This is a genomic window from Streptomyces sp. NPDC091387 (assembly GCF_044756945.1).
Classification (GTDB): Bacteria; Actinomycetota; Actinomycetes; order Streptomycetales; family Streptomycetaceae; genus Streptomyces.
Genome location: NZ_JBIVTZ010000003.1, coordinates 36952 through 52742, shown reverse-complemented (window position 1 = coordinate 52742; position 15791 = coordinate 36952). Strand labels below are relative to the sequence as shown.

Below are 15791 nucleotides of genomic sequence, written 5' to 3'. Positions count from 1 at the left end.
AGAAATGCCGGCAACGCCAGTGAGGGCCGCTCCCCGTGACCGGGGAAGCGGCCCTCACTGGCGTTCCGGCGGGCTCAGGCCGCGTCCGCCTTCGCGGGCCGCTCCTCGCGGTGAGCGGATTCCGGCGCGGGGGCGGTGCGCAGGGTGAGCAGTGACGCGAGTCCGCCGACGGCGGCGAGAGCCGCCGCGCCGAGGAAGGCGGCGGAGAAGCCGTTGGTGAGCGCGTCGGGGTCGCCGAGTTCGTTGGCGCCGTACCCCGCGGCCACGGCCGTCATCGCGGCCAGGCCGAGGGCGGAGCCGACCTGGTAGCTGGTGTTGACGATGCCGGAGGCCAGGCCGCCCTCTTCGGGGCGCGCGCTGGACAGTGCGGTGCCGAGGGAGGGTATGAAGGCCAGCGACATGCCGGCCGCGGCCAGCAGGGAGGCGGGCAGGACGTCGACCCAGAAGGTGCCGTCCACCCGGGCGAAGGACAGCCACAGCATGCCTGCCGCGAGGGACAGCAGGCCGATGACGATCAGGGGCTTGGTCCCGAAGCGGGCGATCAGCCTGGGGGCCAGGACGACCATCATGATCATGGTGGCGACCGTCATGGGCAGCAGGGCCGCGCCGGAGGCGAAGGCGCCCAGCCCCAGCACCTGCTGGAGGTAGAGGTTGAGGAAGAACCACATCGGGATCCACGCGGCGGCCATCAGCAGCTGCGCGATGTTCGCCCCGGCCAGGTTGCGGGCCCGCCAGATGCCCAGCCGCATCAGCGGCTCGCGGCGCTTGGACTGGATGGCGACGAACGCGGCGATCAGGGCCAGGCCGGCCAGCAGTACGAGCCAGGTACTGGCTGAGCCCCAACCGGTTTCGGGGGCGCGGACGATGGCGTAGACGGCGGTGGCCAGTCCCGCGGTGACGGTGGCCGCTCCCGCGAGATCGACGGAGCCGCGGCGAACCGGGGCCGAGGGCATGACGGCCGGGGTGACGGCCAGCACGGCCAGGGCGATCGGGATGTTGATGTAGAACACCCAGGGCCAGCTGGCGTACTCGGTGATCACGCCGCCGAGGAAGGCACCGGCGGTGCCGCCCGCCGGAGCCGCCGCGCCGTACAGAGCCAGTGCCTTGGTCAGCTCCTTGGGGCGGGCGCCGAAGAGCATCATCAGCAGGGTCAGGGCGGACGGGGCGATCAGCGCGGCACCGACGCCCTGCAGGGCGCGGCCGGTCAGCTCGACCCAGACCTCGGAGGCGAGGCCGGCGACCAGGGACCCCGCGGCCAGCACCGTCCACCCTGCGACGAAGATCCGCTTGGCGCCGAACAGGTCGGACAGCCGCCCGCCGAGCAGGAGGAGTCCGCCGAAGGCAATGACGTAGGCGTTGAACACCCAGGACAGGTTCTCCTGGGAGAAGCCCAGGTCACCCTGCATCTCGGGAAGAGCCACCCCAATGATGGACGTGTCCATGATGACTGCGAACTGGGCCAGCGCGATGAGGACGAGCGCCGTCCAGCGGCGTCGACCGGGTGGGGCGTCCGGGATTGACACAGCAAGTTCTCCGATACCTAGGGGGGGTATGTTTCCTTGAGTCGGGACTATACCCCCCACCCGTATCGACTGATGCCAGAGGCCCCGTCTTGCCGGCGGCTCCACCCCTGCCCCCGTCCGGGAGCGCGCGCTCGTACGTCATCGACTGCGCCGTGGACTGCGTGCCGCTCCGATTCGCCTGCGGGACAGGGGACTTGGGAAGCCGCGACGCCACGCCCGTTCCCGGTTGCATCGGTCCGGTCCGCGTGGGGCCGCAGCCGGGGAACACGTCGGCCCCGCCGACGTCCGGGCGTCCGGCGAGGTCCTTCGCGGTCAGTGCCGCAGCGCCCTGCCCACCTCGGCCTTGACGTCGCCGTCGAGCTTGCGGTTGCTGCGGGCGTCGGCGTCCTTGGTGCCCTTGGCGGGGACGTCGTCGACCGTCACCACGACCGTGTCGAGCAGATTGCCGCTCGGATCGCGGAAGTTGATCTGCACCGCGTAGGACTGCTTCGAGTCGGTGCCGTTGTGCACCGTGACCCTGGAGGTGGCGCGGCCGTCCTTGTCGGTGGTCGCCGCGCCCGCCTTGACGTCGCCGCCCGCGTTCACGCCGTCCTTGAAGCTGTTCAGCTCGTCCCGGGCGGCGGCCGTCGCCGAGGCGACCGCGTCGGCGCCCCTGGACGCCAGGGAGGAGGCCGCAGAGGCCGCCTTGGACGCGGTGCCGGACGCGCTGCCCCCGTCGTCCGAGCACGCCGTCGCCGTCGCCGCCACGACGACCGCCACCAGCACGGCACCCGCGCCCCGTACGCCTCGCCCGGTCATCGCGCCTCCCAGCGGTCGTCCATCGCCCCAAGTCAAGGCGGCGGCAGGTGGGGGCGCATGCGGTGCGGGCCGGACGGGTGAGGCAGGAGGCGGGGTCGCGGGGCGGGGCCGGAGCGTGGAGGGTGGTGGCATGAGCGAGCAGCCGACCGACGACGGACCGGCCGGGCCGCAGCCTCGGCGGCGGTTCTGGCCGTGGGTGCTGCTGATGGCCGTCGTGCTCCTGGCCCTGGCCGCGGGCGCCGTCTCCGCGGTGCTGGCCCACGGGCTCTCCGAGCAGAGCTCGCAGAGACTGCGGATCAGGTACGAGGTCACCGGCACCGCCAGGGACGTCACCCTCACCTACAGCACCTGGCAGGGCGAGGCCCTGTCGACCGGGCGGCTGACCCTGCAGACCCTGCCGTGGGCCGGGGAGCTGGAGACCAGGGGGTTCATGAACGGCGGCTCGTTCGTCGTCAGCCTCGGCAGGTCCGGCGGCGACGTCGCCTGCTCCGTGACGGTGGACGACATCACCCGGCGGACCGACCGGGCCTCCGGCGCCTTCGCCACCGCCACCTGCGACGGGTACTGAACGGGCACGGAGACGCGGCTGCGCCCCCGGATCACCCGGGGGCGCAGTCGTCGGACCGGTGGCCGGCGGTCAGCGGCCGTAGCGGATGAGCGCGCGGACCATACGGCAGGTGGTGTCGGACGGCGGGTGGATGCCGAGCAGCTCGGCGGTGGTACGTATCCGGGCGTTGCTCGCGCTCGACGGGTGGTGAACTCCCGTGTCGAGCAGGGCGATCGACAGGCGCATCGCCTTCAGTCGGCGGTTGTGGGTGACGTACCACTCACGGGGGCGGCCGGCGGGGAGCGGCTTCTTCCGCAGGGGCTTGTGGAGCGGCTTGGTCGTGACGGCGGCAACGGCCATGGGCAACCTCCTGGCGCGCGGTGGCGGAACGCTGTGGAACGCTCACGAACTACCCCCATTTTACTGCCCCGCACTGACAATCGCCCCTGGCCAGAGGGGTTTTCGCGGGTCCATCCCGTACCGTTGGCCCCATGGAGATCTGGATCAATCCCGCCTGTTCCAAGTGCCGTGGCGCGGTGCGGCTGCTCGACGCGGAGGGCGCCGACTACACGGTCCGCCGTTACCTGGAGGACGTGCCGTCACCGGACGAGATCCGGGCCGTGCTCGACCGGCTCGGGCTGGAGCCGTGGGACATCACACGGACGCAGGAGGCGGACGCGAAGGAGCTGGGGCTCAAGGAGTGGCCGCGCGAGGCGGATGCGCGGGAGCGGTGGATCAGCGCGCTCGCCGCGCACCCGACGCTGATCCAGCGGCCGATCATCACGGCCGGGGACGGCACGGCCGTGGTCGCGCGCACGGACGAGGCGGTACGGGACGCCATGCGTCGCTGAGCCCGGGGTGCGGTCGCCGGGGCCCTGCGACCGGCCGGGCGCCGCGACTCATGGCGTCCCGTCTGTCGCTCCCCGTCCGCTACTCCCCCGCCTGCGCCTCGGCCTCCGCGAGCAGTTCCGTCAGCCGGAGCCCGAACCGTACGTCGCAGGGGTGCGCCTCACCCGTGCGCACCGACTCGATCAGCGCGTCCACCGCCGCCCGGAAGGCACCGACGGCGCCGTCCCACCGGGGCAGCCCCACGGTCCCGTGCTCGCCCCTCAGCTCGACCTCCACCCCGGTCGCCGCCACCGGGGCGGCCAGCGTGAGCGTCACCGTGCTGGAGGCTCCGGAGGCGTGGCGGAGAATGAGGTGGTGGGTGTCGGCGGGGCCGCGGGCCGCGGTCAGCCGGGTCACGTCGCCGAGCACCGGGATGAGGACGGAGAGCGCGTGCGGGCCGACGTCCCAGAGGCCGCCCTTCTCGTGGCGCCACGGGGACGCGGCGAACTCGCTGTCCACGCCGGGGGCCCACAGGGCGCCGATCCAGTGGGCGTGCGCGGTGAACCAGCCGCCCACCGCGTTCTGTTCGGCGATCCAGGCGGAGGTCTCCGGGGCGAACCGCAGCGTGCAGAAGACGATGGAGGCGACCCGGGCCCGCTCCGCGGCCTCGGCCACCTCGCGGGCGGCCGCGACGCTCGTGGCGACGGGCTTGTCCATCAGCAGGTGGCAGCCCGCCGCCGCGGCGCGGGCGGCGAGCGGGGCCTGCACGTCCGGCGGCAGGGCGAACGCGACGGCGTCGCTCGCGGCGAAGAGCTCGTCGAGTCCCGCATCACCGGTGTACGCGGTGGTGCCATGGGCGGCGGCCAGCTCCTGCGCGGCCTCGGCCCGGCGGCCCCACACCCCGCTCAGCACGGCGCCGGGGTGCGCGGCGATGGCGGGGGCCTGGGTTCTGCGGGCCCAGGGGCCGGTACCGGCCAGGCCGATACGCAGGGGGGTCGCGGGTGTCGTCATGGGGCAAGTGTGCCCGGTGCGGCCGGGGTCCCGAACGAATGCGGTGGCGGGGGCCCCGGCCGGACGGTTACGTTGGCGGCGCCGGCCGCGGGACTCCGGTGCGACTTCCGGGACTTGCCTGTAAAGCAAATATTTCGCTGCTCGCGCCCCCATTCCCCGGCCGGCTTCCGCTTGCGCGTACCGCCTCGCGGAACACCACGGGGGATTCATCATGACGACCGAGACCTTTGCCGACCTTGTCGCCGCCGAGGACGTGCTCCTCTTCGTCAATGCCGCGATCACCGCGACCGGGCAGCGCGAGTTCCACTCGGGGGCGGACCGGCAGCAGCTCTCGCTGGACTTCCTGCACGCCTATGTCCGGGTCAACTACCGCCGGGTGTACGCCGCCTCGCTCGCCCTCGGCATCAACGACCACAACGCGGTGCGCATCGTGCGGGGGCTCCTGGAGTACGCCGGCGAGGCCACCGCGCAGGAGAAGCGCACCGAGGGCCGGCTGATCGCCGCGCGGCTGGCGAAGCTGCCGCCGCAGCGGGTGTACCGGCTGTTCCGGGGGCTGCGCGCGGCCAAGGTCAACAACCGGCGCACCCGCGCGATCATGCGCGACTGGCTGGCCGCGCGGCCCGATCCGGCGCACGACGCGGTGAAGTACCGCGCGGGGCTGAAGAACACGGCCCGCCACGCACACCTCCGGCTCGACGGCAGCGGTAGCGGTGAGTTGGGGGACTTCCTCTTCCGGCCCGGGAAGCTGCCCCGCTACCGGCACCGGCTGCTCGACGCCTGGCGGCGCGCCCATTACGAGCAGGGCGCCGTCGACGAACTCCCCTTCACCGTCGCCGAGGGCTTCGCGGCCCGGCACGGCATGAAGCGGGAGGCGTTCCTGGAGCGGATGGCGCCCCGGATGACCCGGCTGGAGCGGCTACGCACCCAGGGGCAGCGCGGTACGGCCGCTCCGCGGGAGCTGCCGGCGGGTGTCGATCTGACCGTGATGCCGCTGACCCGGCTCGCCCTGTACGTCCTGACGTTCCCCCTGGAGCCGCGCAGCCGTCACCGCGAGGAGCTGACCTCGGCCCTGCGCACCGCGGCCCGTCGCGCGGCGGGTCCGCACGCCGGGGGCTGGGGGCGGGTCGCCGCCGTGCTGGACGACAGCTACTCGTCGTCCGGTTCGGGCGAGAAGCGGCGCCGGCCGCTCGCCGTGGCGCTGGCCTGCCACTTCCTGCTGGAGGCGCTGGCCGCGCCGGGCGCGTACACCCCGCTGTGGACGACCGGCGCCGACGATCCGCTGCTGGTCGTGCCCCGGGGGCCGACGCCGCTCGGCAGCCGGGTGCTGGACGCCCTGGAGTACGGCCCCGACCGGCTGGTCATCGTCTCGGACGGCTGGGACAACGCGCCTCCCGGGCTCGCGGGCGAGGTGCTGCGGGTGTGGCGGACCAGGCTCGATCCGGACCGGCGTACGGCGGTGGTCCATGTGAACCCTGTATACGACGCGGACGGTTTCGACGTCCGGCGGCTCTCCCCGGGGGTGCCGACGGCCGGTATCCGGGACGCGGAGGACCTGCCGGCCCTGGTGGGGATCGCTCAGTTCTCCGAGGGCCGGACCGGACCCGCCGCACTCCACTCGTACCTGGACCGGCAGGTCGCCCGGTTCGTGACGGCCGGCCGGGAAGGGGACCCGCTGTGAACAAGCTCGAACTGACGGGGCTCACCGCCCGGCCTTCGCAGGTCTGGGGCGGCATCCGGCTGGTGCCGCTGGTGCGCGAGAGGCCCGTCGAGGGGCTCCGGCTGCACCGCGAGGTGTACGCGGGCGGCGGGAGCGGGGTCGTGGAGGTGGGGCCGCGGACCCACTACACCTCGTACATCCCGCACGGTTTCGTCGCCGACTGGTCGGGCGAGGGTGCCGGGACCGCCGCGTACGGCACGCAGTTGGCGGCCGACGGTGACGCGGGGCGGACCCCGCCCAGGACCGTACGGCTGCCGCGCCACCGCCACCACCGGATGGCCAAGCGGCAGCCCGGCGACCGGCTGCGCTTCCTGCCGCTGCACCTCGCGCTGGAGGGCTATCTCTCGCTGCACTTCGGCGGACCGTCGACCGCCTGGGAGGAGTGGTCGCGCCACGCGCTGCGCGACGGCCTCTCGCCGCGAGCGGAGGACGCGTACCTGGGGTGGTCGGTGCGCGGGCTCGGCGACGCGCTGCGGGTGTTCGAGATCCATCCCGGCCAGTGCGGGGTGATGGTGTACGCGGCCGACGCGCTCGCCGCCGCGTTCGTGGTGCCGCACCCGGAGGACTACCGCCTGCTGCACGCGTCGCTCGTCCAGGACCTGTACGGGGAGCTGGTCCACCAGTACGCGATGTACGGCGCACCGGTGCCCGCCTTCGGGGCGCGGATCGCGGACGGGCCGGGGCTGAACACCCTCGCCGGTCTGCGGGCGGCCGCGCGGGAGCAGGAGCGGGCGTGGCGCGAGGCGCACGACACGCTGTTCGCGCGGGAGCTGCTGGACTCCTCGTACGGCTTCGACCGGGTGTACCGGATGGGGACGTTCACGCTGTGGCGGTTCCTGCCGCCGTTCCTGCGGAACCGGGGCGGGCAGCACATCGGCGAGACCGTCACCGACCACAAGGGGCGGGTCGCCTACCTGAAGACGTTCCGGCTGTCCGAGGCGCAGATCCGGCGCGGTCATCTGCTGCACCGGCTCGCCGACGCGGACTGGCACCTCCCGCGTGCGGCGGTGGCGCTGGGCGCGACCGAGGAGGAGCTGGTGCGGCGGATCCGGGCGGCCGGCTTCGAGTCGCTGCTCAGGGCCCGCGGCTGAGGGCGCCCGAAGGGCCTTCGCGACCGGCCCGTCCTGTCCGGGAAACCTCGGTAACACGGGGTTCACACGAGAGCAACGGACGGGAAATCGCGTCTTGCGAAGCTGCGCTGCATAGGCCCGCAGCACCCCCAAAGGATGGCTTCCGTGACGTTCAAGGCTGAGTACATCTGGATCGACGGCACCGAGCCGACCGCCAAGCTCCGTTCCAAGACGAAGATCATGCCCGGTGCCCCGTCGTCCGACGTGGCGGAGCTGCCCATCTGGGGCTTCGACGGATCGAGCACCAACCAGGCCGAGGGCCACGCCTCCGACCGGGTGCTGAAGCCGGTCTTCACCTGCCCGGACCCGATCCGCGGGGGCGACGACGTCCTGGTGCTGTGCGAGGTCTTCCACATCGACATGACCCCGCACGAGTCCAACACGCGTGCCGGACTGCGCCCGTTCGCCGAGCAGTTCGCGGGCCAGGAGCCGATCTTCGGCATCGAGCAGGAGTACACCTTCTTCGACGGCCACCGGCCGCTCGGCTTCCCCGAGGGCGGCTTCCCGGCCGCGCAGGGCGGCTACTACTGCGGTGTCGGCGCCGACGAGATCTTCGGCCGCGAGATCGTCGAGAAGCACCTCGACAACTGTCTGAAGGCGGGCCTCGCCATCTCCGGCATCAACGCCGAGGTCATGCCCGGCCAGTGGGAGTTCCAGGTCGGTCCGGTCTCCCCGCTGGAGGTCTCCGACCACCTGTGGATAGCCCGCTGGCTGCTCTACCGCACCGCCGAGGACTTCAACGTCTCCGCGACCCTCGACCCGAAGCCGGTCAAGGGCGACTGGAACGGCGCGGGCGCGCACACCAACTTCTCCACCCGGGCGATGCGCGAGGGCTACGACGCGATCATCACCGCGTGCGAGTCGCTGGGCGAGGGCTCGAAGCCGATGGACCACGTCAAGCACTACGGCGCGGGCATCGACGACCGGCTGACCGGTCTGCACGAGACCGCCCCGTGGAACGAGTACAGCTACGGCGTCTCCAACCGCGGCGCCTCGGTCCGCATCCCGTGGCAGGTCGAGCAGGACCGCAAGGGCTACATCGAGGACCGCCGCCCGAACGCCAACGTCGACCCGTACGTCGTCACCCGGCTGATCGTCGACACCTGCTGCACCGCGCTGGAGAAGGCCGGGCAGGTCTGATCCCGCGGCACGTACGGACAAGAGGCGCCCACCGCACAGCCGGTGGGCGCCTCTTGCCGTGCCCGAGGTGAGGAAGGTAACGCAAAGGGTCCGTATCGACGGGTGAGAGAGGCCTGCTGCGGGGTCGCCTTCTCTGGTTCAATGGGGGCATGGCCAGCTTCCAGCACACCTCGACAGGTCGCAGCGACCTAGAGCCGTTCTGGCCTTCCCGTCAGCATCACGACTTCGACCGGGTGTGTTGCCGCGCGTTGAACGCGCTGGCCCTCTAAAGCCGCTCACCCCGGTCTTCGGTCCGCGCGCACGCAGCAAGTCCGTCCACAGACGACTCCTCCGCGCGAAAGAGCTGACCCCCATGGCGAACACTCGCACCTTCTCCGCCGCAGCCGCTGCCACCGCAGCGCAGCCGGCGACCGCTGCGGCCACCCCCACCCGTCCTCCCTCTCCCCACCGGCACCGGCTGCGGGCCGTCGCACCGGACGAGGTCTTCCAGCCGGCCGACGTGGCCGCGTTCCTGGCGCCGGGCACGACCTGGCTGCCCGCGCCCCAGCACACCCTGCCGGCGCTGCCGGGCCGGCCGCCGATGGTCGGCTATCTGGTGCTCGTCCCCGCCGACCAGCAGCCGGTGCTCACCGCCGCGGCGGCCGGCGCCGCCCAGTACGTGGTGCCTGAGCTGCTGGAGGCCCCGGGGACCGGTCCGGTGCACATCGACTCCGTCCGGCGCACCGCCGCGGTGAACGGGAACACGCTCGACCTCACCTACCTGGAGTTCGAGCTCCTCGCCCACCTGGTGGCGCACCCGCACCGGGTCCACACCCGCGACCAGCTGGTGACCACGGTCTGGGGCTACGGGCACGTCGGCGACGGGCGCACCGTCGACGTCCACATCGCCCGGCTGCGCCGCAAGCTGGGCGCCGAGCACCGCCGGTCGATCCAGACGGTGCGGCGCGTGGGGTACAAGTACGCGCCCTGATCGCACACGAGTGGGCCCCGGCCGCGGTACGTACCGCGGCCGGGGCCCACTTCGCCCGTCCGGGGTCAGCCGCGCAGCCCCGTTCCCACCGGGTCCGCCGCGGGGCCGGGCTCCGGCTCCGGCTCGCTGTGGTCCAGGGCGGGCAGCCTGGACAGTCCGCGCGGGGTCCGCCAGTTCCGCTCGCCGAGCAGCGCCATCACGGAGGGCAGCAGCACCATCCGTACGATCGTCGCGTCCAGCAGGACCGCGACGGCCAGGCCGACGCCCATCTGCTGCATGTCCTGCATGGAGAGCGTCCCGAAGACCGCGAACACGGCCACCATGATCACGGCCGCGCCGGTCACCGCGCCCGCCGTCCGCCGGATGCCCTCGTCGATCGCGGCCGGGGTGGAGAGGCCGCGGCCGCGGGCCTCGCGGATCCGGGAGACCACGAAGACGTGGTAGTCCATCGAGAGCCCGAACAGGACGACCAGCACGAAGAGCGGCATCCAGGACTCGATCGCGCCGACGCCCTCGGAGCCGATCAGCGAGGCGCCCCAGCCGTGCTGGAAGACGGCGACCATCACTCCGTACGCGGCGCCCACCGAGAGCAGGTTGAGCAGGATCGCGGTCACGGCGATGACGTAGCTGCGGAAGCAGAACAGCATCACCAGGAAGGTCACCGCGGTGATGAAGAGGAAGACGGGCAGGATGCCGCGCTTCAGCTGGTCGTTGAAGTCCGTGGACCCGGCCACCTCACCTGTCACATAGGCGCGGGCGCCCGTTCCGTCGAACGCGGCCGGCAGCCGCTTCTCGCGCAGTTCGGTCAGATCGCTCTCGCCGTGCGGCAGCGGGATCTCGATCTCCGCGACGTTCCGCGCCCGGTGGACGGCCACCTCGTCGAAGCCGTCGAGTGCCTTGCGTACGCCGGGCGCCTCGATGTCGTCCGCCTCGACGACCACCTGCGCCGGGGCGGGTCCGCCGGGGAATGCCTCACTGATGTCCCGGTAGGCGAGCGCCAGTTCGGACTGGGAGCCGAACTGCTTCTCCAGGCCGAGTTCCTCCGTCTTCATCCCGAGGGCGGGCGCGGCGAGCACGAGCAGGACGACGACGGAGGCGGCGGCGAAGAGCTTCGGCCTGGACAGCACGGGCCGCAGCAGCTTTCCGGCGATCCGGCCGCTCTCCTTCTTCGTACCCCGCTTGCTCCGCCGGTTGAGCAGGGGCACGCGTCCGGCGTCGATCCGGTCGCCCAGCCAGGAGAGCAGTGCGGGCAGTACCGTCACGGAGCCCATCATGGCGATGAAGACCACGATGATCGTGGCGATGGCGAAGCCCTTGAAGAGGAGCAGTCCGGACAGGAACATGCCGGCCATCGCGACCATGACGGTCAGCCCGGAGACCAGGACGGACCGGCCGCTGGTCGCCGCGGCGATCCGCAGCGCCGTCTCGGCGTCGCGGCCCGCCGCCCGCTCGTCCCGCTCGCGCCGCAGGTAGAAGAGGCAGTAGTCGACGCCGACGGCGAAGCCCATCAGGAACATCACGGAGTACGTGGTCTGGAAGAGGTGCAGCTGGTGGCTGGCGAGCGACAGCAGACCGAAGGCGGCCAGGCAGGCGGTCAGTGCGAGGCCGACGGGCAGCAGGGCCGCGACGACGGCGCCGAAGGCGACCAGCAGGATGCCCAGGGCCAGGGGTACGGCGGTGAACTCGGCCTTCCTGAAATCGTCGGAGAGCAGGTCGCCGAGCCACTTGCCGGCGCTGGCGTCACCGAACTGCTGGACCGTGACGTCGGTCTGTTCCTTCTGGACGCTGTCGACGGCGTCCAGGACGGGCTGCACCCGGTCGGACGCGGTGGCGGCGTCCCCCCTCATCTCGAAGGTGATCAGCACGTCCTTGCCGTTCCTGGAGGCGACCGGAGCCGCGAGGCCCGTGACCTCGCCGGTCTTCCCGAGGGCGGCGGTCAGCTCCCGCGCCGCGGTCCGCCAGCCGTCCGGCTCGGCCGACGAGACCATGACCAGTTCGCCCGCCCGGTGGCTGAGGCCGGCGTCGGAGAGGATCTGCTCGGCCCGTGCCGAGTCGCCCGCGCCGTTCTCGGCGTTGGTCATCTCGACCATGCCCGACGCACCGCCGATGCCCGCGGCGAGCACGACGAAGAGCAGCCAGCCGAGAATGGCCGTCTTTCGGTGGTGTGCGCTCCACACACCGATACGTGCCGCGAGATTGCGCCTCATGGCGTGTTCGCCCCCTGGAATCAGTCGTCGGAAAAGACACCTCGAATCTAGGAACCCGGGGCCCGCCGCCCCAGCCGCTGGAACACCCACTCCCGCGTGACGTAGGGCGAGGTCACGGGGGTGGTGCTGGGTACACCCCCGTCGGGTGTCGGAACGGCTGACGCCCCGCCCGCCCGAGGCGACAGACTGTGTGCGGACCGGGGCTGCCACGAGTGCCGGCGAGGGAAGAGGGACCGATATGAACACGCCGCACGGACGGACAAGGGGCGCCCTGCTGGCCGCCGGGCGGGGGCTGGCGCTGTCGTTCGCCTCGATCGTGGGTTCGGTCACGCTGTTCGTGCTGGCGGTCACCTCCATCGTCCTCATCCCGCTGGGCATCGGCCTGGTGACCACCCCGTACGTGCTGTCGGCGGTCCGCAAGCACGCCAATCAGCGCCGGCTGCTGGCGGTCACCTGGTCGGCCGTCCGCATCCCGGTGCCGTACCGGCCGTTCCCGGAGGATGTCCGCAGCGGGTTCGTCGGACAGGTCGAGCGGACCGGGTTGCTGCTGAAGGACCCCGCGACCTGGCGGGACATCCAGTGGCTCCTGGTCGACATGACGGCCGGCTATGTGGTGTCGATCCTGGCGGCGGCGCTGATGATCTACCCGGTGGAGGGTTTCGTCCTGGCGGCGGGGCTGTGGCGGGTCTACACGGACGACCGGTACTGGTACGGGTTCGTCCCCGTGGACAGCCAGGCGACGGCGCTGGCCGCCGCCGGGCTCGGAGTGGCGCTCTTCGCGACCGGGGTGCTGCTGAGCGAGCGGCTGCTGCACGCGCACTTCGTGATCGCGCGCTCGGTGCTGGCCCCCACCCATGAACAGGAACTGGCCCTGCGCATCGACCGGCTGACCGAGACCCGGCACGAGGCGGTCGACACCGCCGCCTCCGAACTGCGGCGCATCGAGCGCGATCTGCACGACGGCGCGCAGGCCCGGCTGGTCGCCATGGGCATGAACCTGGGCACCATCGAGGCGCTGATCGAGAAGGACCCGGCGCAGGCGAAGAAGCTCCTGGCGACGGCCCGCGCGTCGTCCGCGGAGGCACTCACGGAACTGCGCGACCTGGTGCGGGGCATCCATCCGCCGGTCCTCGCCGAGCGCGGGCTCGGGGACGCGGTCAAGGCGCTGGCGCTGCGGATGCCGATCGGCACCGAGGTGGACGTGGAGCTGAGCGGCCGCGCCGAGGCGCCGGTCGAGTCGGCCGCGTACTTCGCGGTCAGCGAGATCCTGACGAACGCCGCGAAGCACTCGGGCGCCGACCGGATCTGGGTGGACCTGCACGATGCCGAGGGGACGCTGCGGATCTCCGTCACGGACAACGGGAAGGGCGGTGCGACGACCGGTTCGGGCTCGGGCCTGAGCGGGGTCGAACGCCGGCTCGGTACATTCGACGGCATCATGGCCGTCAGCAGCCCCGCGGGCGGTCCCACCATGGTGACCATGGAGATCCCTTGCGAGTTGTCCTAGCCGAAGATCTCTTCCTGCTGCGCGACGGCCTGGTGCGCATGCTGGAGGCGTACGACTTCGAGATCGCGGCCGCCGTCGAGACGGGACCCGAACTGACCAGGGCACTGGCCGAGTTGAAGCCGGACGTCGCCGTTGTCGACGTCCGGCTTCCGCCGTCCCACACGGACGAGGGGCTGCAGTGCGCGCTGACGGCCCGGCGGGCGAGACCGGGGCTGCCGGTGCTCGTGCTCTCCCAGCACGTCGAGCAGTTGTACGCGCGTGAGCTGCTGGCGGACGGCAACGGCGCCATCGGCTATCTGCTCAAGGACCGGGTCTTCGACGCCGAGCAGTTCATCGACGCCGTCCGCCGGGTCGCGGCGGGCGGCACCGCGATGGACCCGCAGGTGATCTCGCAGCTGCTGTCGCGGCGCTCGCAGGACAAGCCGATGGGCGGGCTGACGCCGCGTGAGCGGGAGGTCATGGAGCAGATGGCCCAGGGCCGTTCGAACGCGGCGATCGCCTCGCACATGGTGATCACGGAGCGGGCGGTGGCCAAGCACACCTCGAACATCTTCGGGAAGCTCGGCCTGCCGCCCTCCGACGACGACAACCGCCGCGTTCTCGCGGTACTGGCGTATCTCGACCGCGGTTAGGGGGTGGCGGGCGCGGTGGTGAGGTGCAGTGTCGTGGCCCCCAGGTACGGCTTCGCCCTGGACTCCAGCACCTTGACCCGTACGTCAGAGGCGGTGACGGCCGCGGGCAGCGGCAGGATGCGCTCGTGCCCGATGGTGGTGCCCTCGGCGATCCGCTGCCACGTCCCGTCGATCCGGGCCTCCACGGCGAACTTCTCCACCCGCTGTCCGTGCCGGATGTCCTCACGGACGGCGACCCGGTCGAAGGTGTGAGGACCCGGTCCCTGCTTGCGCACATCGGCGCCGTAGACCCTGCGCAGATCGGTACCGAAGGCGGTCAGCGACGCGACGTCCTCGTCGGCGATCCGGCCGTCCGGCGCGGGCGGGACGTTGAGCAGGAGCGAGGCGTTGCGGCCGACGCTCTTCTCGTACAGGTCCATCAGCTGCGCTGCCGTCTTGGGCTTCTCTTCGGGGTGGTAGAACCAGCCGGGGCGGTTGGAGACGTCGGCCTCGGCCGGGTACCACTGGAGGTAGTTGATCGCCGGGTCCAGGAGCTTGGACCGGGAGCCGATGTCGGGGTCGGTCGAGTCGTTGGGGAGGCTGCCGAGCCCCGTCCACGGGTCGGTGATGTGCGGGGTGACGCTCCACTCGGTCTCGCGGGCGACGCCGGACTCGTTGCCGACCCAGCGGACGCCCTGCGGGCCCTGGAAGACGACGGTGTTCGGCGACAGCGCCTTGACCATGTCGAACCACTGCTTGACGTCGTACTTCTGCGTGATGCCCGAGCCGGACCAGGGGTTGGCGCCGTCCAGCCAGAGTTCCTCGACCGGGCCGTACTGGGTGAAGATCTCGTACAGCTGGTTGAGGTAGTACGTGTCGTAGTCGTCGGCCTTCACCTTGAAGGTGGGCAGCTTGCCGCTCCTCACCCGGGCGGCGCGGTCGTCGCCGGGGACGAGGGTGGGGATGGTGCGCTCGGTGACGGCGCTGCCGTTGCCGAAGCGGCCCTGGCCGGCGGGGGCGCGGTCGCCGTCCTCCAGTGCCATCCGCTCGGGCAGGCTCAGCGGCTTGCCCTCGGCCTGCTTGGCCCGGATCTCCTCGACCCACTCGGCGTGCCAGGCGTGCGGGAGTTCCGCGCCGTCGGAGGGCGAGAGGTAGAGGCCGACCTTGAGGCCCGCCTTGCGGGCGGCCTTCACGTAGAGGGCGACGACATCGGGGCTGCCGGGGCTGAGGGCGACCGAGTGGTCGGTGTAGCGGCTGGGGTAGAGGACGAAGCCGTCGTGGTGCTTGACGGTGAGCATGACCTGTTTGATACCGGCGGCCTTGTAGGCGCGCATCCACTGGTCGGCGTCGATGCTCTTCGGCGCGAACAGCTTCTCGTCCTCCGTCCCGGAGCCCCACTCACGGCCGGTGAAGGTGTTCATCCCGAAGTGCGTGAAGGCGGTGACGTCCCGCTGCTGCCAGGCCAGTTGGCCCGGGGTGGGGACGATGTTCGCGGCCTTCTCGATGATCCGCTCCGGGCTGTCGCACGCCTCGACCGTCATCTGCGACGCGGGTCTCACCGGCCCGCCGCAGGGGGCCGCGGGCCGTGCGGTCTGCTGAGCGGTGGCCTGTACGGGGATGAGCGCGGCGGCGGCCGCCAGTGCGAGCGCGCTGAGGACATGGGTACGTCGTGCCATGGTTCCCTCCCATTCTCGACCACGAGTGGTCGGATCTCTTGGGTACCGACGCGTGCATGTTGCCGCACCGAGTGGCCCACGGGAAGGGTGCCCGTCAGATACGTCCTATCTCTCGCCCCCAAAGTC

At 71.9% G+C, this 15791-nt stretch carries 14 protein-coding genes; 8 read left to right on the top strand and 6 right to left on the bottom strand.

What is annotated here, in order from left to right:
• Positions 1–74 precede the first annotated feature (74 nt).
• Together ACIQM0_RS07110 and ACIQM0_RS07105 are read right to left on the bottom strand one after the other, a co-directional pair.
• Complete coding sequence (locus ACIQM0_RS07110) at positions 75–1523, bottom strand: MFS transporter (protein ID WP_401284252.1); 1449 nt, start codon at positions 1521–1523, stop codon at positions 75–77.
• Positions 1524–1835: 312 nt separating this feature from the next.
• A complete protein-coding gene (locus ACIQM0_RS07105; RefSeq protein ID WP_401284250.1) occupies positions 1836–2321 on the bottom strand; it encodes a hypothetical protein in 486 nt (161 codons plus the stop codon).
• Between the two features lie 130 nt (positions 2322–2451).
• On the opposite strand from ACIQM0_RS07105, the gene ACIQM0_RS07100 reads away from it, so the two are divergent.
• Positions 2452–2889: a hypothetical protein gene (locus ACIQM0_RS07100; RefSeq protein ID WP_401284248.1), complete on the top strand. Its 438-nt coding sequence runs from the start codon at positions 2452–2454 to the stop codon at positions 2887–2889.
• A gap of 69 nt (positions 2890–2958) precedes the next feature.
• On the opposite strand, the gene ACIQM0_RS07095 is transcribed toward ACIQM0_RS07100, so the two are convergent.
• Positions 2959–3228 carry a hypothetical protein gene (locus ACIQM0_RS07095; RefSeq protein WP_401284247.1) on the bottom strand — a complete coding sequence of 90 codons (270 nt, stop codon included), beginning with the start codon at positions 3226–3228 and terminating at the stop codon, positions 2959–2961.
• 131 nt (positions 3229–3359) lie between these two features.
• On the opposite strand from ACIQM0_RS07095, the gene ACIQM0_RS07090 reads away from it, so the two are divergent.
• Entirely contained in the window at positions 3360–3719 is a 360-nt protein-coding gene (locus ACIQM0_RS07090; protein ID WP_401284245.1) for an arsenate reductase family protein, read from the top strand.
• Positions 3720–3798: 79 nt separating this feature from the next.
• Here ACIQM0_RS07090 and ACIQM0_RS07085 read toward each other — a convergent pair whose 3' ends face one another.
• Complete coding sequence (locus ACIQM0_RS07085) at positions 3799–4707, bottom strand: Gfo/Idh/MocA family oxidoreductase (protein WP_363029393.1); 909 nt, start codon at positions 4705–4707, stop codon at positions 3799–3801.
• Between the two features lie 211 nt (positions 4708–4918).
• Here ACIQM0_RS07085 and ACIQM0_RS07080 point away from each other — a divergent pair, with 211 nt between their 5' ends.
• The 4 genes from ACIQM0_RS07080 (at position 4919) to ACIQM0_RS07065 (ending at position 9664) form a co-directional block, all read left to right on the top strand.
• Positions 4919–6385, top strand: coding sequence for a hypothetical protein (locus tag ACIQM0_RS07080; protein WP_401284243.1), 1467 nt, complete (start codon positions 4919–4921; stop codon positions 6383–6385).
• Positions 6382–7515 (top strand): ARPP-2 domain-containing protein, encoded by a 1134-nt coding sequence (locus tag ACIQM0_RS07075; protein ID WP_401284241.1) that lies wholly within the window; start codon positions 6382–6384, stop codon positions 7513–7515. The genes ACIQM0_RS07080 and ACIQM0_RS07075 overlap by 4 nt, the downstream gene beginning before the upstream one ends.
• Positions 7516–7659: 144 nt before the next feature.
• Complete coding sequence (gene glnII, locus ACIQM0_RS07070; protein ID WP_401284239.1) at positions 7660–8694, top strand: glutamine synthetase; 1035 nt, start codon at positions 7660–7662, stop codon at positions 8692–8694.
• 352 nt (positions 8695–9046) lie between these two features.
• Positions 9047–9664, top strand: coding sequence for a winged helix-turn-helix domain-containing protein (locus ACIQM0_RS07065; protein ID WP_401284237.1), 618 nt, complete (start codon positions 9047–9049; stop codon positions 9662–9664).
• 65 nt (positions 9665–9729) lie between these two features.
• Here ACIQM0_RS07065 and ACIQM0_RS07060 read toward each other — a convergent pair whose 3' ends face one another.
• Positions 9730–11871 (bottom strand): MMPL family transporter, encoded by a 2142-nt coding sequence (locus ACIQM0_RS07060; RefSeq protein ID WP_401284236.1) that lies wholly within the window; start codon positions 11869–11871, stop codon positions 9730–9732.
• 238 nt (positions 11872–12109) lie between these two features.
• Here ACIQM0_RS07060 and ACIQM0_RS07055 point away from each other — a divergent pair, with 238 nt between their 5' ends.
• Both ACIQM0_RS07055 and ACIQM0_RS07050 read left to right on the top strand, forming a co-directional pair.
• Positions 12110–13378: a sensor histidine kinase gene (locus tag ACIQM0_RS07055; RefSeq protein ID WP_401284234.1), complete on the top strand. Its 1269-nt coding sequence runs from the start codon at positions 12110–12112 to the stop codon at positions 13376–13378.
• Positions 13363–14010 carry a LuxR C-terminal-related transcriptional regulator gene (locus ACIQM0_RS07050; RefSeq protein WP_401284233.1) on the top strand — a complete coding sequence of 216 codons (648 nt, stop codon included), beginning with the start codon at positions 13363–13365 and terminating at the stop codon, positions 14008–14010. Before ACIQM0_RS07055 ends, ACIQM0_RS07050 begins: the two co-directional genes overlap by 16 nt.
• On the opposite strand, the gene ACIQM0_RS07045 is transcribed toward ACIQM0_RS07050, so the two are convergent.
• Entirely contained in the window at positions 14007–15665 is a 1659-nt protein-coding gene (locus tag ACIQM0_RS07045) for an alpha-L-fucosidase (protein WP_401284231.1), read from the bottom strand. The genes ACIQM0_RS07050 and ACIQM0_RS07045 overlap by 4 nt on opposite strands.
• Positions 15666–15791 lie beyond the last annotated feature (126 nt).